Raw genomic sequence first — 18281 nt, forward strand, 5'->3', positions numbered from 1 at the left:
GGATCACATCTTGGGCATGCCACCGCCGGGCAACATGCTGCCCATGCCGCGCATCATCTTGGCCATGCCGCCCTTGGCGGTGACCTTTTTCATCATCTTCTGCATCTGCTTGTGCTGCTTGATGAGACGACCGACGTCCTGCACCTGGGTACCCGAACCCAACGCGATGCGTTTCTTGCGCGAGCCGCTGATCATCTCCGGATCACGGCGCTCGGCCGGGGTCATGGAGTCGATGATGGCTTCCATCTGCTTGAAGTGCTTTTCCGCCGCGCCCTGGGCATTGCCCATCTGCTGGATGTTCATGCCACCCATCATGGTCGGCAGCTTGTCCATCAGCGAACCCAGGCCGCCCATGTTTTTCATCTGGCGCAGCTGGTCGCGGAAATCCTCGAGATCAAAGCCCTTGCCCTTCTTGAGCTTCTTGGCCAGCTTGTCGGCCTTTTCCCGATCCAGCGTCTGCTCGGCCTGCTCGATCAGCGAGAGGACGTCACCCATGCCAAGGATGCGCGAGGCGACACGGTCAGGGTGGAAAGGATCGAGGGCTTCGCTCTTCTCGCCCATGCCGATGAACTTGATCGGCTTGCCGGTGATGTGGCGAACCGACAGGGCGGCACCACCACGGGCGTCACCGTCGACCTTGGTCAGGATCACGCCGGTGAGCGGCAGGGCATCGTTGAAAGCCTTGGCGGTGTTGGCGGCGTCCTGGCCGGTCATGGCATCGACCACGAACAGGGTCTCGGCCGGCTTGGTGGCGGCGTGGACCTGCTGGATCTCCGCCATCATCTCGCTATCGATATGCAGACGACCGGCGGTATCGACGATGACCACGTCGATGAACTTCAGCTTGGCTTCGCGAATGGCGGCCTGGGCGATATCCACCGGCTTCTGACTGATGTCGGAGGGGAAGAAGGTGACCCCCACCTCCCCGGCCAGGGTTTCCAGCTGCTTGATCGCGGCCGGACGATAGACGTCGGCGGAAACGACCATGACGGTCTTCTTCTTGCGCTCCTTGAGGAAGCGCGCCAGCTTGCCCGCGGTGGTGGTCTTGCCCGCACCCTGCAGACCAGCCATGAGGATGACTGCCGGTGGCGCCACGTTGAGCGCCAGGTCTTCGTTGGCCGCGCCCATGATGGCTTCCAGCTCGGCGCGAACGATCTTCACGAAGGCTTGGCCCGGGGTCAGGCTCTTGGATACCTCGGTACCGACCGCCCGCTCCTTGACCCGGTTGACGAACTCCTTGACCACCGGCAAGGCGACGTCCGCCTCGAGCAGCGCCATGCGCACCTCGCGCAGGGTGTCCTTGATGTTGTCTTCGGTGAGCTTGGCCTTGCCGGTAATGTGGCGCAGGCTTTGGGACAGGCGGTCTGTGAGATTCTCGAACATGCGGACATCCAGGGCAGAAACGGCGGCTGACCGACAAGTATAACGAAAGAGCGCCGCGCCAGGGATAGCCGCTGGGGCCTGTACCGCGTGAATCCGTCAGCAGTGCCCGCGTCGGCGAGAAGCCGAGGAAAGGAAGACAGGCACCGGCGCCAAGGCCGGTACCCGAGGGATGGGGTCAGAAAATCAGCGAGAAGATGCCGATGACCACCACCAGGCCGATCAGGAAAATGATGCCCATGGTACCGCCGAGAAATTTAAGCATGGTCGCGACCTCTTCAAGATATGTACCTCATGGGACCATCCATTGGCGGCCAGGGTTCGGCCGGGTTGCCCGGCAGGCGCCAGGGCGTGCCTCAGACTTTCTGTGCCGCCCTGTCTGTGCCACACTCGCCTGCTTTCCGCCCTGCTGAAACCGGACCATGCACGCCCTGCTGCCCACCCTTTTGGCCGCCGCCCTCTATCTGCTCGCGACCCTCTACCAGGGCAGTTGCCTGCTGCGCAAACAGCCGTCGAGCAAGCCCCTGGTCCTGGGCGCCGGCATCCTGGCCCTGCTGCCTCACGCCCTGGCTGTCTACCTGCAGCTGATCCTCGAACCGACCCTGAGCCTGGACTTCTTCGACGCCTCCAGCCTCATTTCGGCGACTGCCATCGCGCTCATGCTGATCGGCTGCCTACGCATGCCGCTGCAACCGCTGCTGGTGCTGATCTATCCCCTGGGTGCGGTGACCGCGCTGCTGGCCGAGTTCGTGCCGCCCGGCACGGTCACGCCGCTGGACGTATCGCCCAAGATCGTCGTGCACGTACTGCTGTCGATCATCGCCTATGGGCTCTTCACCCTGGCGGTGCTGCAGTCCTGCCTGGTGCTGTTGCAGAACCATCAACTCAAGAACAAGCACCCCTCGGGACTGATCCGCAGCTTTCCGCCGCTACAGACCATGGAAAGCCTGCTGTTCGGCTTTCTCTGGGCTGGCTGGGTGGTGCTGTCACTGGCGCTGATCTCCGGCTGGTTCTTTGTCGAGGATATGTTCGCCCAGCACCTGATCCACAAGACGGTGCTCTCCTGCATCGCCTGGGTGGTGTTCGGCATCCTGCTGTGGGGCCGCCATCGCCTGGGCTGGCGCGGCCATACGGCGATCCGCTGGACGCTGCTGGGCTTCATCCTGCTGATGCTGGCCTACTTCGGTAGCAAGCTGGTGCGGGAATTCATCCTGCATCGTTGACAGTCGTCATTCCGCTACCTGCATAATCAGGCGACCGAACCACGTTCGGCGCGACCCGGCCAACAGCCAGGTCGCGCCCGGCACGTCATAACAGGTCGTCACGCCCGTCCCCACCCTCGGACAGCCGCTGCCCCATCGGGCCGCTCCGGCAGACGCCTCCTACAAGAACGACTGCCCGGTAACCCTGCATGTCCACGACCGCTGCCGCCTTCGACGCGCCCACCTCCGTGCCGCGCAACTCCCCCACCCGCGTGGCCACCGCCAGCTTCATCGGCACCGCCATCGAGTTCTACGATTTCTATGTCTATGCCACGGCCGCGGCCCTGGTGATCGGCCCGGTGTTCTTTCCCCAGGGCGCGGGCATGGCCCAGACCCTCAGCGCCTTCATCACCTTTGGCATCGCCTTCCTGGCGCGCCCCCTGGGTTCGCTGCTGTTCGGCCACTTCGGCGACCGCATCGGCCGCAAGTCCACCCTGGTGGCCTCGCTGCTGCTGATGGGCATTTCCACCACCCTGATCGGCCTCCTGCCCGGCTACGCCAGCATCGGCGTCTGGGCGCCCATCCTGCTGTGTCTGCTGAGATTCGGCCAGGGCCTGGGTCTGGGTGGCGAATGGGGCGGGGCGGCGCTGCTGGCCACCGAGAACGCCCCGCCCGGCAAGCGCGCCTGGTTCGGCATGTTCCCCCAGCTTGGCCCCTCCATCGGCTTCCTCATGGCCAACGGCCTGTTCCTGGCCCTGGCGCTGCTGCTGGACGACGAGCAGTTCCGCGCCTGGGGCTGGCGCATCCCCTTCCTGCTCAGCGCGCTGCTGGTGGTGGTCGGCCTCTATGTGCGGCTGTCGCTGCATGAGACGCCGGTGTTCGCCGAGGCCATGGCCCGCCGCGAGAAACTGCGCCTACCCATGGTCGAGACCTTCGGCAAGCACGGCAAGGCGGTGCTGCTGGGCGCCCTGAGCATGGTGGTGTGCTACGCCCTCTTCTACATCTCCACGGTGTTCTCGCTGAGCTACGGGGTGAAGAATCTCGGCTACAGCCGGCAGGAGTTCCTCGGCCTGCTGTGCATCGCGGTGCTGTTCATGGCCCTGGCCACGCCGCTGTCGGCCTGGCTGGCCGATCGCTTCGGGCGCAAGCCGGTGCTGGCGGTGAGCGCCATCGCCGCGCTGCTGTCCGGCTTTGCCATGGAGCCGCTGCTGACCCACGGTTCCAGCCAGGCGGTGGGCCTGTTCCTGGCGCTGGAGCTGTTCCTGATGGGCATGACCTTCGGCCCCATGGGCGCCCTGCTGCCGGAAATCTTCCCGACCCGGGTACGCTATACCGGCGCCTCGGCCGCCTATAACCTGGGCGGCATCCTTGGCGCGTCGCTAGCGCCCTATGCCGCGCAGCAACTGGTGGAAGCGGGCGGCCTGAGCTGGGTGGGCGGCTACGTCTCGGCGGCGGCGGCCATCAGCCTTCTGGCGGTGCTCTGCATGCGCGAGACGCGCGACCAGTCGCTGTAGATTGTCTAGCCAATAAAAAAGGGCCCCGCGGGGCCCTTTTTCGTAACGCGCAGTCGGCGTTACAGCTCGACCTTTACCGCCTGGGAAGCACGCACGGCCTTGGCCCGCGCAGCCTCGATGCTTTCGTCCCGAGCCAGCGCCACCCCCATGCGACGCTGGCCCTTGACCTCGGGCTTGCCGAACAGCCGCAGCGCGGTATCGGGTTCGGCCAGGGCCGCGCCCAGATTGGCGAAGGCGGTCTGGCGCGACTCGCCATCCACCAGGATCACCGCCGAGGCCGAAGGGCCGAACTGGCGGATGGTGGGGATCGGCAGGCCGAGAATGGCGCGGGCATGCAGGGCGAATTCGGACAGGTCCTGGGAGATCAGGGTCACCAGGCCGGTGTCGTGGGGCCGCGGCGAGACCTCGCTGAACCAGACCTGGTCGCCCTTGACGAACAGCTCCACGCCGAACAGGCCGCGACCACCCAGGGCCTCGGTGACGGCGCGGGCGACCCGCTCGGATTCGGCCAGGGCCTTGTCGCTCATGGCCTGGGGCTGCCAGGACTCGTGGTAGTCGCCCTTGACCTGGCGATGGCCCACCGGCGCGCAGAAGGCAGTACCGCCGACATGACGCACGGTCAGCAGGGTGATCTCGTAGTCGAAGTCGACGAAGCCCTCGACGATCACCCGGCCCTTGCCCGCCCGTCCGCCTTCCTGGGCGTATTGCCAGGCGGCCTGCAGCTCATCGGCGCTGCGCAGCAGGCTCTGGCCCTTGCCGGAGGAGCTCATGATCGGCTTGACCACGCAGGGATAGCCCAGCGCCTCGGCGGCGGCGGCATAGTCTTCGTAGGTATCGGCGAAATGATAGGGCGAGGTGGGCAGGCCGAGTTCCTCGGCGGCCAGACGACGGATACCTTCGCGATTCATGGTCAGCTGGGCCGCGCGGGCGGTGGGCACCACGGTATAGCCCTCGCCTTCCAGCTCCACCAGGGTGGCGGTGGCGATGGCCTCGATCTCCGGCACGATGAAGTGCGGCTGCTCGCGCTCGATCACCGCACGCAGGGCGGCGCCGTCGAGCATGTCGATGACGTGGCTGCGGTGGGCGACCTGCATGGCCGGGGCATCGGCATAGCGATCCACGGCGATGACTTCGACGCCCAGGCGCTGCAGCTCGATGACGACTTCCTTGCCCAGTTCGCCGGAGCCGCAGAGCAGCACGCGGGTGGCGCTGGGGGACAGGGGGGTACCGATACGGGGCATGATAGATCTCTCCGGCTGATATCAGGTCAGGAAGGCCGCACCGCCCGCCCGCGCACGCTCGTCGCAGCGCAGCAGCACCTCGCGGCGCTCGGCATCGCTCATGGACATCCAGCGGGTGATCTCGGCGGCGCTGCGTTGGCAGCCGATGCAGATGTCCTGTTCGTCCAGGGCACAGACATGGACGCAGGGCGAACGCACGGGTGAGTCGGCGGTGGTCATGCGGCTTCCCTCGAATGGCCGCGCATTGTGCCCGTTAATGCCCGACTTGGCATGTGCCTTTACCTTGTCGATGCCGCTCAATCCCGCTTGGGCGGTGCCTTGAGCTTGATCCCGGCGTCGTACAGCAGGTTGACCAGTTCGACGATGATCACCGCCGTCAGCCCCCAGATGCGGTGCTCGCCATACTGATAGCTGGGCACCTGCCAGCGCAGGCCATCGTGGTCGACCCTGAGGGTGTAGTCCGGCGGCACCTCGCAAAAGAACTGCAGGGGCACGGTGAAGATCGCGGCGATCTCGGCTTCGCTGGGAATGTATTCGAGCTGATCGGGAATCAGGGCGACGATGGGCGTCACCGCCAGCCCATAGCGTGACACCAGCGGGCTCAGCGGGGCGATCACCTCTACCAGACCGGGCGGCAGGCCGACCTCTTCCTGGGCCTCGCGCAGCGCGGTGGCGACCAGGTCGGCGTCCTCGGGATCGCGGCGACCACCGGGCAGGGCAACCTCTCCGCCATGGGTGGACAGGTTGCTGGCCCTCAGGGTGAGCAGCAACTCGGGATGCTCGCCGCGGATGATGGGCACCAGCACCGCCGCTTCCCGATAGTTCTCGGTGCCGCTCAGGGTGCGCGGCTGATAGTGACGCAGGCGCTGGAGCAACTCATCCACGCCGGAATTCTCCCTTGGTCATCGTATCCTCCGGATCATGGCACGCCCGCCGGGCAATCCCAAGCCCAGCCATCGCTTGCGGCTCCCGGGATCACCCCGGCACACTGCAGCAAAACGAGGATAAGCCATGAAGCATTGCAACCACTGCGGCGGACTGCTGGAAGAGCGCATTCCTGCGGGCGACAACCGGATGCGCCTGGTCTGCAGCCAGTGCGGCGCGGTGCATTACCAGAATCCGCGGGTGGTGGCCGGCTGCCTGGCGACCTGGGAAGGCCGGGTGCTGCTCTGCCAGCGCGCCATCGAACCGCGACGCGGCTATTGGACGCTGCCGGCGGGTTTCATGGAGAACGGCGAGACCACGCTTGAGGCCGCGGCCCGCGAAACCTTCGAGGAAGCCGGCGCCCAGGTGCGAGGCCTGGAGCTCTATACGCTCTTCGATCTGCCGCACATCGATCAGATCTACATGCTGTTCCGCGCCGAACTGGTCGACGGACGCTTCGGCGTCGGCGAGGAGAGCCTGGACGTACGCCTTCTGGACGAAGCCGACATCCCCTGGTCGTCTCTGGCTTTTCCGACCATCAAGCGAACACTAGAATGCTTTTTCGCTGACCGCCGTCAGGGCGACTTTCCGCTGCGCCATGAGGGCATGGCACCCATGGTGGTCGAGCGCAAGCCTGCCTGAGCCTTTCCGAGGATCTTCCCGACATGCGTCCGTTGCACCTGTTGTTGGCGCTCTGCTATGTGCTGTGCGGTTCGTTGCTTCCCCAGTTGGCTCAAGCCAGCACCAGCGTCACGGTGATCCGCCAGCCGGCCGCGCCGTTGATCGACAAGGTGCTGGTGATCAAGTCGCGCAATCAGTTGCAGCTGCTCAGCGGCAATACCGTGATGAAGTCCTATCGCGTCTCGCTGGGCAAGAATCCCCGTGGCCCCAAGCTGCGCGAGGGCGACCAGCGCACGCCGGAAGGCTTCTACTGGATCGACTGGCGCAAGACCAGCGACAAGTTCAACCTGGCCATGCACATCTCCTATCCCAACCGGGAGGATCTGGCCCGCGCACGCCAGGCTGGCGTGCCCCCCGGCAGCATGATCATGCTGCATGGCACGCCCATCGACGAGGAATACCCCGAGTGGTATTTCAACTCGCTGAACTGGACCAATGGCTGCGTCGCGCTGACCAACCACGATATGCGCGAGGTCTGGGGGCTGGTCAAGGATGGCACCATGATCGAGATCCGCCCCTGAGAGCCTATCCAAAGGCTGCTACGCGTCGGCCAAACCGCGTTGAAGAGACCCTGGGTCGCCAGCCCGACCTGGGCGGCCCCGTCGCAATGCTCATCTACCCTTCGTAAACTCGCGCGCGAGCCCGGTCGAACGCGAGTCCGACCTGCTTCCTCAGGTGTCTTCGCGGGGCCGCCCAGGCCTTGTTTGGCTCTAGCTCGCGAGCCTTTGAACAGACTCCGCGCCGATAGGCTTCCCCTGCCCTACCCCGCCACCTGCTCCGCGGGCGAAACGATGCTGGTCTTGCCCCGCGAACGGCCGCTGCTCAGGTAGTCCGCGATGGATTCCTGGGTGACTTCGCCAAGGAAGTCGTTGTCGGCGCTGAGTACCGGCAGCCAGGAAGTGTTGAACTGGTACATGCGTGACAGCAGGATGCGCAGGTGCTCGTCGAAGGCCGCGGTCGCCTTGAACGGGGTGACAAAGGGCGCGACCGGACCGCTCTGACCGCGCAGGTCACGGCGCCGCACATAGCCCAGCCCCTTGTTGGCCGCATCGGTCACCACCAGGTAGCGGCGGTCGTGCTCTTCCATCAACTCCACGGCGTCGCCGATCAGGGTCTCGGCCTGGATGGCGGGTGCATTGTCGGCGGCGTCTTCGGCGCGGATCAGCAGCAGACGCTTGAGGGTGCTGTCCTGACCGACGAAGTTGCTGACAAAGTCATCCTTGGGATGCGCCAGCAGGGTGTCCGGATGATCGAACTGCACCAGGCGCCCGCCGCGGAAAACGGCGATCTTGTCGCCCAGGCGGATGGCCTCGTCGATGTCGTGGCTGACCATGATCACCGTCTTGTTCAGCGCCCGCTGCATCTGGAAGAACTCGTTCTGGATGGCATCGCGGTTGATCGGATCCACCGCGCCGAAGGGTTCGTCCATCAACAACAGCGGCGCCTCGGCTGCCAGGGCGCGAATCACGCCGATGCGCTGCTGCTGGCCGCCGGACAGCTCGCGTGGATAGCGCGAGAGATACTGCTTGGGTTCGAGCTGCACCATGCTCATCAGCTCGGTGGCGCGCTCGCGGCACTTCTTCTTGTCCCAGCCCAGCAGCTTGGGCACCACGGTGATGTTTTCCTCGATGGTCATGTTGGGAAACAGGCCGATCTGCTGGATCACGTAGCCGATATGCCGCCGCAGGGTCACCTCGTCGATGCCGGTGGTGTCCTCGCCATTGATCAGCACTCGCCCCGAGGTGGGCTCGATCAGGCGATTGATCATCTTCAGGGTGGTGGTCTTGCCGCAGCCGGAGGGGCCCAGGAAGACGCAGATCTGACCTTCTTCGACGGTGAGGCTCACGGCATCCACCGCGGTCACGTCCTTGCCATGCTGCTTGAAGGTCTTGGTCAGGCGGTCGAGTTCGATCATCTGGGATTCCTTAATGAGCGCTGCGCAGGCCGCGCGGAGTGAGGCGACGTTGCAGCCACTGCAGGACGAGGTCGGCGACGATGGCCAGCAGACTGACCAGCACGGCACCGACGATGAGCGTGGCCATGTCGCTGCGGCTGATGGAGGTAAGGATGAGCACCCCCAGACCACCGGCGCCGATGGTGGCGGCGATGGTCATGACGCCGATGTTCATGACCACGGCGGTGCGCACTCCGGCGAGGATCACCGGCAGGGCGATGGGCAGTTCGACCATGCGCAGGCGCTGCCAGAAGGTCATGCCGATGCCGGCACCCGCCTCGCGAATGCCGGGCTCGACGCTGGTCAGCGCCAGGTAGGTATTCCTCAGAATCGGCAGCAGCGAGTAGAGAAAGACCGCGGTGATGGCGGGCAGCGGACCGAGCCCCTGGCCGAACTTGGAATAGAACGGCAGCAAGAGGCCGAACAGGGCGATGGACGGCAACGTCATGACCACCGTGGCCAGCGCCTGCAGGGGACCGGCCAGCCAGGGATAGCGGGTCATGAGGATGCCCAGGGGTACCCCCACCAGGATCGCCAGGGTCACGGCGATGCCTACCAGGGTGATGTGTTGGCGGGTCAGCTCGAGTACCTGCAGCCAGTCGATATGATTGAAGGAGGTGACGAAATCCATGGGTCATTGCCCTCCGCTTAGGGGGTGCTGGGCGAGGAAATCGCGGGCCACCTGGGCTGGCGTCTGTCGCTCGATGTCCACCTTGGCGTTGAGCTGGCGCATGGTGGCCTGGTCCAGGCTTTCGGCCAGGGGTTTGAGCAATGCGGCGAGAGCGGGATGCTTAGCCAGGTACCGGGCGTTGACCACCGGCGCTGCGGTGTAGTCGGGGAAATAGCCCTTGTCATCCTCCAGCACCTTGAGCTTGAAGGCATCCAGGCGGCCGTCGGTGGTGTAGACGAGGCCCGTGAATACCTGGCCATTGCGCAGGGCGGTGTAAACCAGCCCTGGATCCATCTGACGGATGTCGTCGCGGGTGTACTTCAGCCCATAGGCCTTCACCAGCCCGGCGAGGCCGTCGGAGCGATTGGCGAATTCGATGTCCAGGGCCGTCAGGTGCTGCTTGCCGGCTTCGGCTTCGAGCAGCCGGGCCAGGTCACTGATACTGTTCAGCTCGGGATGCTGCTGGGCGACCTTTTCCGGCAACGCCAGCGCATAGGTGTTGTTGAAGCGGGTGGGAGCGAGCCAGGCCAGGCCGACCTTGGCGTCCAGCTGCTTGACCCGCTGGTAGGAGGCGTCCTTGTCCAGGCGTTCGGTGATGTGGTTATAGGCGACCAGCGAGGTACCGGTGTATTCCCAGGTGAGGTCGAGCTGGGCGTTCTTCACACCGTTCCAGGCGATGGTGCTGCCCAGACCGCCGACGATTTCCGGCTGATAGCCGTGCTGGGCCAGATACTGGCCGGTGAGTTCGCCAAGGATGGCCTGCTCGGTAAAGACCTTGGCACCGATGCGGATCGGGTCGGCCTGGGCAGCACTGGCCAGGATGAGACCGAACCAGGCCGCGCCGAGGGCGATAAGCAACTTTTTCATCTCGTCTCCTTAGCGGGCCAGGCCGCGTTCCAGCCAAAGGCGGCTGGCGAGCAGCACCAGACCGTCGAGCAGCAGCGCCAGCAGCGCGGTGGCAGCGGCACCCAGCAGCAGCTGGGGCTGGTTCTCCAGGGCAATGGCGGGAAAGATCAGGCTGCCCAGGCTGTTGGCGCCGATCAGGAATACCAGTGGCGTGGTACCGACGTTGATCGCCAGGGCAACCCGCACCCCGCCGATGATGATGGGTACCGCATTGGGCAGCTCCACCTTGGTCAGCACCTGGGTAGGCGTCATGCCGATGCCGGTGGCGGCCTCCTTGAGCGAGCCCGGTACGTTCTTCAGGCCCTCGTAGGTGTTACGCACGATGGGCAGCAGCGAGGCGAGAAACAGTGCCAGGATCGCGGGACCGTCACCGATGCCGACGATGCCCAGGGCAATGGCCAGCACTGCCAGCGGCGGCACGGTATTGCCGATGTTGAACACCTGCATGAAGCGTTCGGCACTACGGGCGAAGCGGGGCCGACTGAGCATTACCCCGGCCGGTATGCCCACCAGCAGGGCAAGAACCATGGAGACGGCCACCAGGTAGAGATGAGCCTGGAGATAGAACAGCAGATCCGCGCGATAGGTACCGAGGGTATCCCTACCGATCCAGTGCACCAGCAGTGCCAGGATCACCACTCCCACGGCCGTGCCGAGCAGGAGGGTCTTGAACTTCGCCATGTCAGGCTCCTTCAACGGGCGGACAGGCCGCATGCCTTCCGATTGCGGACCTCGCGACAGAAGCGAGGCGCAGGACGGCTGTCCGGGTTCAGGGTCGAGACACAGCAGGGCATGGCGGGTATGCCGGCTGGACCAACGGGGCACTGCGGATCTTGTATCTGCCTAGCCCTTGGGTGTCGCTTTCTGGGGAGCGACATGGCGCGTTGCCTCGACCGAAGAGATTGACGCCCATCGCAGTCGATAGTTCGCCAGCTCTTTTTCAGGCTAACCCAATAGACTCACTCAATGTCAACCCGTTGGCGATAACCGCTTCGCTTGAGCTCCAAAAACGCCTGAATGAAGGGCTTCGCGTGATCCCGGCAACAGGAGCCCGATCTAGAGCGGCCGGCCAGTTTGTGACAATAAATTTAATGCTCTGACTGTTAGCCAGCTGGCAAGACACGCAAGACATCCATCACAACTTCCCGGGCAACCTGCTTCGGTTTCGTGGAAGAGCACACAGGCAAGGTGACGTATGGTCATCCCTGAAACATCTTTCTGTGAGCCAGTGCGGCGCCGAGCGTTTGACAGCCCTTTATCATTCTGACGAGTGGCTGACGCTTTGAGGGAACATTCAGCCCAACCAAGGTCCATAGGTGGCCCAGTGATAGCACCAAGTGTCGTTTCTGGTACCGCTATAAAAACAGACTATTCATCGAGCTAACTTCAAAGGGAACGTTATGAATGACATGACGGCTTGTGCATCGTTGGACTCCGCTACTCTGTCTTCTGCCCCCGTCCTGCTGCTGCAACCCAAAGTGGAAAATTGGGTGGTGGTGTATGCGCACGGTGGCCTGATCGCCGACTTCGATGACGAGGCTTCAGCCCGCCGCGAAGCCGAGCAGTGGGCTGGAATCTGCCTGCGTCGCTAAAGACCGCTATCGGATGACCTGCCTGCGCCGTCAACGGACGGAAAAGCAGTCACAGGCAGCTCATCACTCGCCACAGCGCTCTCTCCCCCTCTTCAGTAGTAGCTTGCCCGCTAGGCGACCCACCGCCGGGGTCCATGCTGCCCAGGCTTTACCCAGCTCGCATTCCAACGCTTTCGCCCGGCCGTAACGTTGTCTGGCGCACCTTCTGAGCGTTGCGCTGCAACTTCCCTGCGACTCTTCAGGCCTCATGGCGGATCGGGCATTCGCTGCCCGTCATTCCTACCGTCTGCCGTCACTGTCCGGGACCTTGCCGATGACGTTACGCCTGAAACTCGCCTGCACCACCTTGTTTGCCCTTCTCTCCTGCCTGGTGACCGCGCCGGCCGCCCAGGCCGAGCCTCGCGATTTTCCCACCGACCTGGTCGGACTGAATTTTTCCGGAGCCGGCTTCGCTCCCCACGTGTTGCCGGGCAAACCCGGGACCAACTACTTCTTCCCCGATGCCGGTCATTACCGGCGCTGGTCGGCCAAGGGCATCCGGGTAATCCGCTTCCCGGTCATCTGGGAACGTCTCCAGCCTCGCCTGGGGCAACCGCTGGATCCTGTCTATGCCAAGCTGATCGACCAGACCCTGGATCACGCCAAGCGCTATCGCATGAGCGTGATCCTGGATCTGCACAACTACATGAGATACCGCGGCCAGGTCATCGGCAACGCGGCCGTGCCCTACCCGGCCTATGCCGATGTCCTGCGACGAATCGCCCAGCGCTGGCACGCCCATCCCGCCCTCGCTGCCTACGACATCATGAACGAGCCCCACGATGCCGTTGAGCAGTGGCCGATCGCCGCGCAGCACGGCATCGATGCAGTACGGGACGTGGATCGCGCGCGGCCGATCCTGATCGAGGGCAATGGTTGGTCCAGCAGCTATCTCTGGCCGCGCTACAACGCCAAGCTGCTCGGGCTCAAGGATCCGGCGGACAACCTGATCTATTCGGCGCACGTCTATTTCGACAATGACGGCGGTGGCAAATACCTCAGGAAGGACATGACCGATTTCGATCCGGACGTCGGTATCCGCAGGGTCGAGCCGTTCATCACCTGGCTCAAGCAGCATGGCAAGCGCGGCCATATCGGCGAATTCGGTGTACCGGACAACGACCCGCGCTGGCTGGCGGCAATGGACCGGCTGCTGGCCCGTCTACGCAAGGAATGCATTCCGGCCATGTACTGGGCAGCCGGCCCCAACTGGGGCGATTACCCCTTGGCGATCGAGCCGGTCAAAGGCAAACCCCGCCCGCAATGGGCAGTACTGCAGAAGTACGTGAAACCTGCCGACTGCGCCGACGTAGGTCCTCGCTAAGGCAGAGTGCCCTTGGCCAAGCCAGACGGCGCCTGCTGCCACTCATCAGCGACTTGCCTGAAAATAGGTGACTTAAGTCACAAAAGTCATGGCCATGGACGGCCTGCACAGAACTTGCTGGCTCTCTGCGATCAAATTGTTACAGCAAGTAATAGTTCGACTATTAAGACGCTTGCACGATCAAGAGCTAGGATGCCATGTCACCGTTAACTTCTCCGCTCCCTCCTCTTTCCCTTTCCCCTTAGCGGCAGCGCTGCCTCCGTTCGCCTCTTCCGGCTCTACCGTCAGGGAATTCCCATGGAAAGATTCGTCGCTTTGGATAGCTTTCGCGGTCTATTGGCCGTCGCCGTTGTCCTCTTCCACACCTATGTCGCTCAGGCTGCCTCGGAAAATCCGCTGATAGCCAACGCCTACCTGTTCGTCGAATTCTTCTTCGTGCTCAGTGGCTTCGTGCTGATGCACACCTACGAGACCCGCCTGCGCACCCTGGACGACTATCGCGACTTCACCATCAGTCGCTCGGCGCGCATCCTGCCGCTGCATCTGGCCATGCTCGGCCTCTATGTCCTGCTGGAAACCGGGCGACTGCTGGCGGAAAAGCTGGGCATCAGCTTCAACGATCCGGCCTTCAGCGGGGCCACCGGGCCCGAGCAGTTCCTGCCCAACCTGCTGCTGCTGCAATCCTGGCTGGGGGAAGCCATCACCGGCTCCTTCAACTACCCCTCCTGGAGCATCAGCATCGAGTACTACCTCTATCTGCTGTTCGGCCTGCTGGTCCTCAAAGGCCAGGGGCACCAGCGCCAGTGGTTTCTGGTGATCGCGCTGCTGGCCTTCGTGCAGCTGCTGTTTCCCATCCTGCCACTGAAGACCGAGATCTTTCGCGGCCTGTCGTGCTTTTTCGCCGGCACCTGCACCTATCGCCTCTATGCCTGGATGAAGACGCATTACCAGGGGCAATTCGGCGGCACCCTGCTGGAGGTAGCCTGCCTGATCGCCGCCGCGGCGGTGATGACCTCCGACCTGCCGGTGGCCAAGAAGGGGGTGCTGGCCAGCCTGGTGTTCTGCCTGACCATCCTCACTTTCGCCTTCGAGCGTGGCCTGGTCTCCAGCGTGCTGCATCAGCGTTTCTTCGTGCGCCTGGGCGTGCTGTCCTACTCCATCTACCTCTGCCACGCCGCCGTGATCTTCGTGTTCAAGAGTGCCTTCATCGTGCTGGGCAAGCTGCTGCACCAGGATCTCACGGTGGTGGCGCCCTCCCATGACGTGCCGGTGCCCTTCATGATCCGCTACATCGCCACTGGCAGCCCCGTGCTGGACAATCTGGTGGTGCTGCTGGAGCTGGGCGTGGTCTTCGCCCTGGCCTGCCTCACCCACAGATACATCGAGATCCCGGGAATCGCCCTGGGCAAGCGGCTGGTACGCAAGAGACGCAACACCGCGTTCTGCGACGGCAAGATCCAGCCGCAGCCCTAATGGGCAACGCAGGCAGCCCCCGCCGACACCGAGCCGGCGGGGGCTGCCTTCTGCTATACTCCGCCCCCACTTTTTCGTTCCCGCCCAGGTTCATCCATGACCACCCAGGCCGCCGAAGTCGCCAAGCGCCGTACCTTCGCCATCATCTCCCACCCCGACGCGGGCAAGACCACCATCACCGAGAAGTTGCTGCTGATGGGCCAGGCCATCGCCGTCGCGGGCACGGTGAAGTCGCGTAAATCCGACCGCCATGCGACCTCCGACTGGATGGAGATGGAAAAGCAGCGCGGCATCTCCATCACCACCTCGGTGATGCAGTTCCCCTACCGCGAGCACATGATCAACCTGCTCGACACCCCCGGACACGAAGACTTCTCCGAAGATACCTACCGCACCCTGACCGCGGTGGACTCGGCGCTGATGGTGCTCGATGGCGGTAAAGGCGTGGAACCCCGGACCATCGCCCTGATGGACGTCTGCCGCCTGCGCGATACTCCTATCGTCAGCTTCATCAACAAGCTCGACCGTGATATCCGCGATCCCATCGAGCTGCTCGACGAGATCGAGGCGGTGCTCAAGATCAAGGCCGCGCCCATCACCTGGCCGATCGGCAGCTACCGCGACTTCAAGGGCGTCTATCACCTCTCGGACGATCGCATCTACGTCTACACCCCCGGCCATGGCCACGAGCGCATCGCCACCAAGACCATCGACAAGCTGGATTCCGACGAAGCCCGCGCCCACCTGGGCGATCTCTACGACCGCTTCGTCGAGGAACTGGAGCTGGTGCAGGGCGCCTGTCACGAATTCGACGGCGAGGCCTTTCAGCGCGGCGAGATGACCCCGGTGTTCTTTGGTACCGCCCTGGGCAACTTCGGCGTCGACCAGGTGCTCGACGCCGTGGTCGACTGGGCACCGCGCCCGCTGTCGCGCGCCGCCCACGAGCGCGTGGTGGAACCGGTGGAAGAGAAATTCTCCGGCTTCGTGTTCAAGATCCAGGCGAACATGGATCCCAAGCACCGTGACCGTATCGCTTTCATGCGCATCTGCTCGGGCAAGTACGAGAAGGGCATGAAGCTGCGCCATGTGCGCATCAAGAAGGACCTGAAGATCGCCGACGCTCTGACCTTCTTCTCCAGCGAGCGCGAGCACCTGGAAGAAGCCTTCGCCGGCGACATCATCGGTCTGCACAACCACGGCACCATCCAGATCGGCGACACCTTCACCGAAGGCGAGCTGCTGGGCTTCACCGGCATCCCGCACTTCGCCCCGGAACTGTTCCGCCGGGTGCGCCTCAAGGACCCGCTGAAATCCAAGCAGCTGCGCCAGGGTCTGCAGGAGCTGGCCGAGGAAGGCGCCACCCAGGTGTTCTTCCCCGAGCGCAACAACGACATCGTGCTGGGCGCGGTGGGCGTGCTGCAGTTCGATGTGGTCGCCAGCCGCCTGAAGGAAGAGTACAAGGTGGAGTGCGCCTATGAGGCCATCAACGTCTGGTCGGCACGCTGGATCGAGTGCGACGACAAGAAGAAGCTCGAAGACTTCAAGACCAAGGCCTACGAGAACCTGGCCGTGGACGGCGGCGGGCACCTCACCTATCTGGCGCCGACCCGCGTCAACCTGGCGCTGATGGAAGAGCGCTGGCCGGAGATCAGATTCCGCGCCACCCGCGAGCACCACTAAGGGCTACCTCCCTGGCCGGCGATCCTCCTGCCGGCCAGCGGCCCATACCCTTCCTCGCCGGGCGCTCTGCCCCACCGCCGTCAGCTGCGGTCTTCCAGCTCCACTACATTGAGTTCCAACTCCGCCCGCTCGGTCCACTGGCCATCCAGCTCGGTGCGGACCGCCACGCCCAACTCCTTGAAGTCGGCCACCTGCTTGACCAGGTTGCCCGGGCCGCCCACCAGCTGACCGCAGGCCTTGCGATAGGCTTCGCCGGCCTTGTCCAGACTCTTGCCGATGCCGTCCATGCTGCCGAGAAAGGTGCGCAGCTTGTCGTAGACCTTGGCCGCGCGCTCGGCCAGTTCGGCGGTGTGGCGGTTCTGGTCCTCGAAGCGCCAAAGCTGGCGGACGATGTTGAGGCTGGTCAGCAGGGTGGTCGGCGTGGCCACCAGCACGTTCTGCTCGATGGCGCGCTGGAACAGGCTCTCATCGGCCTTGAGCGCCTCGACGAAGGCCGATTCGATGGGGATGAAGAGAAAGACCATCTCCGGCGAATTCAACCCCGGCAGACTGAAGTACTCACGATCGGCCAGCTCACGGATGCGGTCGCCCACCGCGCGCACGTGCTCGCCCAGGGCCAGGCGGCGCTCACCCTCGTCCTCGCTGTTGACGTAGCGGGTATAGGCGTTGAGCGACACCTTGGCGTCCACCACCAGATGCTTCTTCTGCGGCAGATGGACCAGGACGTCCGGGCGGCGGCGACCGGTCTCGGTGGTGAAGCTGCGTTCGCGGACGAAGTCGCGACCCTCGCGCAGGCCCGAGCGCTCCAACACGTTTTCCAGGATGAGTTCACCCCAGTTGCCCTGGGCCTTCTTCTGACCGCGCAGGGCGGTGGCCAGGTCATGGGCCTCCTGGGTGATCTGGCGGTTAAGCTCCTTGAGGTCGAGCAGTTGCTGGCCGAGCGCGGCCTGCTGCTGCACATCCTTGTGGTGGATGTCCTCGACCTTGGCACGAAAGCCTTCGATCTGCTCACGGAACGGTCGCAACAGAGCGTCCAGCGACTGCTGACTGTGCTGGGCGAAGGCCTGGCCCTTGGCGTCGAAGATGCGCCCGGCCAATTGCTCGAATTCCAGCTTGAGCTGCTCGCGACTTTCGCGCAGCAGCTGGTGCTGCGCCTGGAAATGTTCTTCTTTCTGCTCCAGCGTGGTCTTCAGGGTGGCGTGTTCTTCGGCCAGGCGTGCATGGCGCTCCTGCACCTCGGCGTACAGTTCCTGCTCGCGGTGCTGGCGCTCGCGTAATTCGGCGAGCTGCTCCTGGCTCCCCTGCAGCTGGGCGCGGGTGGCCTCGGCCAGGGCGTGTTGTTCGGCGGTTTGCAGCTGGGCCTGGCGGGTCTGCTGGCGCAACTCGGCCTCCAGTTGCCGATTGGCCTCCAGCTGACGCTGCAGGGTGGCGTTGCGTTCGCGCTCGGCGCCCAGCTCCACCACCTGGCGCCCGTTGGCCAGTTCGGCGCGCTGCAGGTCGTCGCGCAGCATGTCGTAGCGCTCGGCGGCGCTGTCGATCTGCTGCTGCAGATAGCGCTGGCGCCCGGTCAGCCAGACGGCCGAACCCGCCCAACCGGCGAGCAGCAAAAGAGGAAGCACAAGGGAAACGAAAGGCAGGGAAGTCATGGCGCTCTCATTGCGGACGGCTCCCCTCACCTTAGGCAGGCACAGGAGGAGCGTC

The 18281-nt window shown here is 64.2% G+C and carries 18 protein-coding genes; 8 read left to right on the top strand and 10 right to left on the bottom strand.

Going from position 1 to position 18281, the window contains the following annotated elements:
• Window positions 1-3: 3 nt before the first annotated feature.
• Together ffh and ACUCV0_RS18585 are read right to left on the bottom strand one after the other, a co-directional pair.
• Window positions 4-1383 (bottom strand): signal recognition particle protein, encoded by a 1380-nt coding sequence (ffh, locus tag ACUCV0_RS18580; RefSeq protein WP_059316052.1) that lies wholly within the window; start codon window positions 1381-1383, stop codon window positions 4-6.
• 175 nt (window positions 1384-1558) lie between these two features.
• The gene (locus tag ACUCV0_RS18585; RefSeq protein ID WP_108582491.1) at window positions 1559-1645 is read right to left on the bottom strand and encodes a small membrane protein YohP; all 87 of its coding nucleotides are present in this window, start codon (window positions 1643-1645) and stop codon (window positions 1559-1561) included.
• Window positions 1646-1802: 157 nt separating this feature from the next.
• On the opposite strand from ACUCV0_RS18585, the gene ACUCV0_RS18590 reads away from it, so the two are divergent.
• Together ACUCV0_RS18590 and ACUCV0_RS18595 are read left to right on the top strand one after the other, a co-directional pair.
• On the top strand, window positions 1803-2603 hold the full coding sequence (locus tag ACUCV0_RS18590; RefSeq protein ID WP_059316053.1) for a cytochrome C assembly family protein: 801 nt from the start codon (window positions 1803-1805) through the stop codon (window positions 2601-2603).
• A gap of 188 nt (window positions 2604-2791) precedes the next feature.
• Window positions 2792-4096 (top strand): MFS transporter, encoded by a 1305-nt coding sequence (locus tag ACUCV0_RS18595; RefSeq protein ID WP_059316054.1) that lies wholly within the window; start codon window positions 2792-2794, stop codon window positions 4094-4096.
• Between the two features lie 59 nt (window positions 4097-4155).
• On the opposite strand, the gene purT is transcribed toward ACUCV0_RS18595, so the two are convergent.
• From purT to ACUCV0_RS18610, 3 genes are all read right to left on the bottom strand, one after another.
• Window positions 4156-5337 carry a formate-dependent phosphoribosylglycinamide formyltransferase gene (purT, locus tag ACUCV0_RS18600; RefSeq protein WP_059316055.1) on the bottom strand — a complete coding sequence of 394 codons (1182 nt, stop codon included), beginning with the start codon at window positions 5335-5337 and terminating at the stop codon, window positions 4156-4158.
• A 21-nt stretch (window positions 5338-5358) separates the two neighbouring features.
• The gene (locus ACUCV0_RS18605) at window positions 5359-5556 is read right to left on the bottom strand and encodes a DUF1289 domain-containing protein (protein ID WP_059230141.1); all 198 of its coding nucleotides are present in this window, start codon (window positions 5554-5556) and stop codon (window positions 5359-5361) included.
• 77 nt (window positions 5557-5633) lie between these two features.
• Window positions 5634-6221 (bottom strand): CoA pyrophosphatase, encoded by a 588-nt coding sequence (locus ACUCV0_RS18610; protein ID WP_313648267.1) that lies wholly within the window; start codon window positions 6219-6221, stop codon window positions 5634-5636.
• A gap of 127 nt (window positions 6222-6348) precedes the next feature.
• On the opposite strand from ACUCV0_RS18610, the gene ACUCV0_RS18615 reads away from it, so the two are divergent.
• Entirely contained in the window at window positions 6349-6903 is a 555-nt protein-coding gene (locus tag ACUCV0_RS18615; protein ID WP_059316058.1) for an NUDIX hydrolase, read from the top strand.
• An 86-nt stretch (window positions 6904-6989) separates the two neighbouring features.
• Complete coding sequence (locus tag ACUCV0_RS18620; protein ID WP_423815097.1) at window positions 6990-7463, top strand: L,D-transpeptidase family protein; 474 nt, start codon at window positions 6990-6992, stop codon at window positions 7461-7463.
• A 239-nt stretch (window positions 7464-7702) separates the two neighbouring features.
• Here the strand turns inward: ACUCV0_RS18620 and ACUCV0_RS18625 are convergent, their stop codons facing one another.
• From ACUCV0_RS18625 to ACUCV0_RS18640, 4 genes are read right to left on the bottom strand one after another with little or no spacing between them, the layout of a single operon-like run.
• Window positions 7703-8857: an ABC transporter ATP-binding protein gene (locus tag ACUCV0_RS18625; RefSeq protein ID WP_059316060.1), complete on the bottom strand. Its 1155-nt coding sequence runs from the start codon at window positions 8855-8857 to the stop codon at window positions 7703-7705.
• A 10-nt stretch (window positions 8858-8867) separates the two neighbouring features.
• Window positions 8868-9527 carry an ABC transporter permease gene (locus ACUCV0_RS18630; RefSeq protein ID WP_482213351.1) on the bottom strand — a complete coding sequence of 220 codons (660 nt, stop codon included), beginning with the start codon at window positions 9525-9527 and terminating at the stop codon, window positions 8868-8870.
• Window positions 9528-9530: 3 nt separating this feature from the next.
• Window positions 9531-10433, bottom strand: coding sequence for a glycine betaine ABC transporter substrate-binding protein (locus tag ACUCV0_RS18635; protein WP_434774937.1), 903 nt, complete (start codon window positions 10431-10433; stop codon window positions 9531-9533).
• A 9-nt stretch (window positions 10434-10442) separates the two neighbouring features.
• The gene (locus ACUCV0_RS18640) at window positions 10443-11153 is read right to left on the bottom strand and encodes an ABC transporter permease (RefSeq protein WP_059316063.1); all 711 of its coding nucleotides are present in this window, start codon (window positions 11151-11153) and stop codon (window positions 10443-10445) included.
• Between the two features lie 719 nt (window positions 11154-11872).
• On the opposite strand from ACUCV0_RS18640, the gene ACUCV0_RS18645 reads away from it, so the two are divergent.
• The 4 genes from ACUCV0_RS18645 to ACUCV0_RS18660 all read left to right on the top strand — a co-directional run bounded on the left by ACUCV0_RS18645 (window position 11873) and on the right by ACUCV0_RS18660 (window position 16580).
• Window positions 11873-12064: a hypothetical protein gene (locus tag ACUCV0_RS18645; RefSeq protein WP_156428972.1), complete on the top strand. Its 192-nt coding sequence runs from the start codon at window positions 11873-11875 to the stop codon at window positions 12062-12064.
• 313 nt (window positions 12065-12377) lie between these two features.
• Window positions 12378-13427, top strand: coding sequence for a glycoside hydrolase family 5 protein (locus ACUCV0_RS18650; protein WP_482213352.1), 1050 nt, complete (start codon window positions 12378-12380; stop codon window positions 13425-13427).
• 297 nt (window positions 13428-13724) lie between these two features.
• Complete coding sequence (locus ACUCV0_RS18655) at window positions 13725-14900, top strand: acyltransferase family protein (RefSeq protein WP_434774939.1); 1176 nt, start codon at window positions 13725-13727, stop codon at window positions 14898-14900.
• 96 nt (window positions 14901-14996) lie between these two features.
• The gene (locus tag ACUCV0_RS18660) at window positions 14997-16580 is read left to right on the top strand and encodes a peptide chain release factor 3 (protein WP_059316066.1); all 1584 of its coding nucleotides are present in this window, start codon (window positions 14997-14999) and stop codon (window positions 16578-16580) included.
• Window positions 16581-16660: 80 nt separating this feature from the next.
• Here the strand turns inward: ACUCV0_RS18660 and ACUCV0_RS18665 are convergent, their stop codons facing one another.
• Window positions 16661-18226: a DNA recombination protein RmuC gene (locus tag ACUCV0_RS18665; RefSeq protein ID WP_059316067.1), complete on the bottom strand. Its 1566-nt coding sequence runs from the start codon at window positions 18224-18226 to the stop codon at window positions 16661-16663.
• Window positions 18227-18281: the final 55 nt, after the last annotated feature.

The sequence above is a fragment of the Pseudomonas sp. VMV1 genome, from assembly GCF_056790235.1.

What these genes read in the sequence shown, in the direction of transcription:
- ACUCV0_RS18590 (WP_059316053.1), top strand. Translation starts at nt 1,803, where the DNA reads ATGCACGCCCTGCTGCCCACCCTTTTGGCCGCCGCCCTCTATCTGCTC.
- ACUCV0_RS18595 (WP_059316054.1), top strand. Translation starts at nt 2,792, where the DNA reads ATGTCCACGACCGCTGCCGCCTTCGACGCGCCCACCTCCGTGCCGCGC.
- ACUCV0_RS18645 (WP_156428972.1), top strand. Translation starts at nt 11,873, where the DNA reads ATGAATGACATGACGGCTTGTGCATCGTTGGACTCCGCTACTCTGTCT.
- ACUCV0_RS18650 (WP_482213352.1), top strand. Translation starts at nt 12,378, where the DNA reads ATGACGTTACGCCTGAAACTCGCCTGCACCACCTTGTTTGCCCTTCTC.
- ACUCV0_RS18630 (WP_482213351.1), bottom strand. Translation starts at nt 9,527, where the DNA reads ATGGATTTCGTCACCTCCTTCAATCATATCGACTGGCTGCAGGTACTC.
- purT (WP_059316055.1), bottom strand. Translation starts at nt 5,337, where the DNA reads ATGCCCCGTATCGGTACCCCCCTGTCCCCCAGCGCCACCCGCGTGCTG.
- ffh (WP_059316052.1), bottom strand. Translation starts at nt 1,383, where the DNA reads ATGTTCGAGAATCTCACAGACCGCCTGTCCCAAAGCCTGCGCCACATT.
- ACUCV0_RS18605 (WP_059230141.1), bottom strand. Translation starts at nt 5,556, where the DNA reads ATGACCACCGCCGACTCACCCGTGCGTTCGCCCTGCGTCCATGTCTGT.
- ACUCV0_RS18665 (WP_059316067.1), bottom strand. Translation starts at nt 18,226, where the DNA reads ATGACTTCCCTGCCTTTCGTTTCCCTTGTGCTTCCTCTTTTGCTGCTC.
- ACUCV0_RS18640 (WP_059316063.1), bottom strand. Translation starts at nt 11,153, where the DNA reads ATGGCGAAGTTCAAGACCCTCCTGCTCGGCACGGCCGTGGGAGTGGTG.
- ACUCV0_RS18655 (WP_434774939.1), top strand. Translation starts at nt 13,725, where the DNA reads ATGGAAAGATTCGTCGCTTTGGATAGCTTTCGCGGTCTATTGGCCGTC.
- ACUCV0_RS18615 (WP_059316058.1), top strand. Translation starts at nt 6,349, where the DNA reads ATGAAGCATTGCAACCACTGCGGCGGACTGCTGGAAGAGCGCATTCCT.
- ACUCV0_RS18585 (WP_108582491.1), bottom strand. Translation starts at nt 1,645, where the DNA reads ATGCTTAAATTTCTCGGCGGTACCATGGGCATCATTTTCCTGATCGGC.
- ACUCV0_RS18625 (WP_059316060.1), bottom strand. Translation starts at nt 8,857, where the DNA reads ATGATCGAACTCGACCGCCTGACCAAGACCTTCAAGCAGCATGGCAAG.
- ACUCV0_RS18660 (WP_059316066.1), top strand. Translation starts at nt 14,997, where the DNA reads ATGACCACCCAGGCCGCCGAAGTCGCCAAGCGCCGTACCTTCGCCATC.
- ACUCV0_RS18635 (WP_434774937.1), bottom strand. Translation starts at nt 10,433, where the DNA reads ATGAAAAAGTTGCTTATCGCCCTCGGCGCGGCCTGGTTCGGTCTCATC.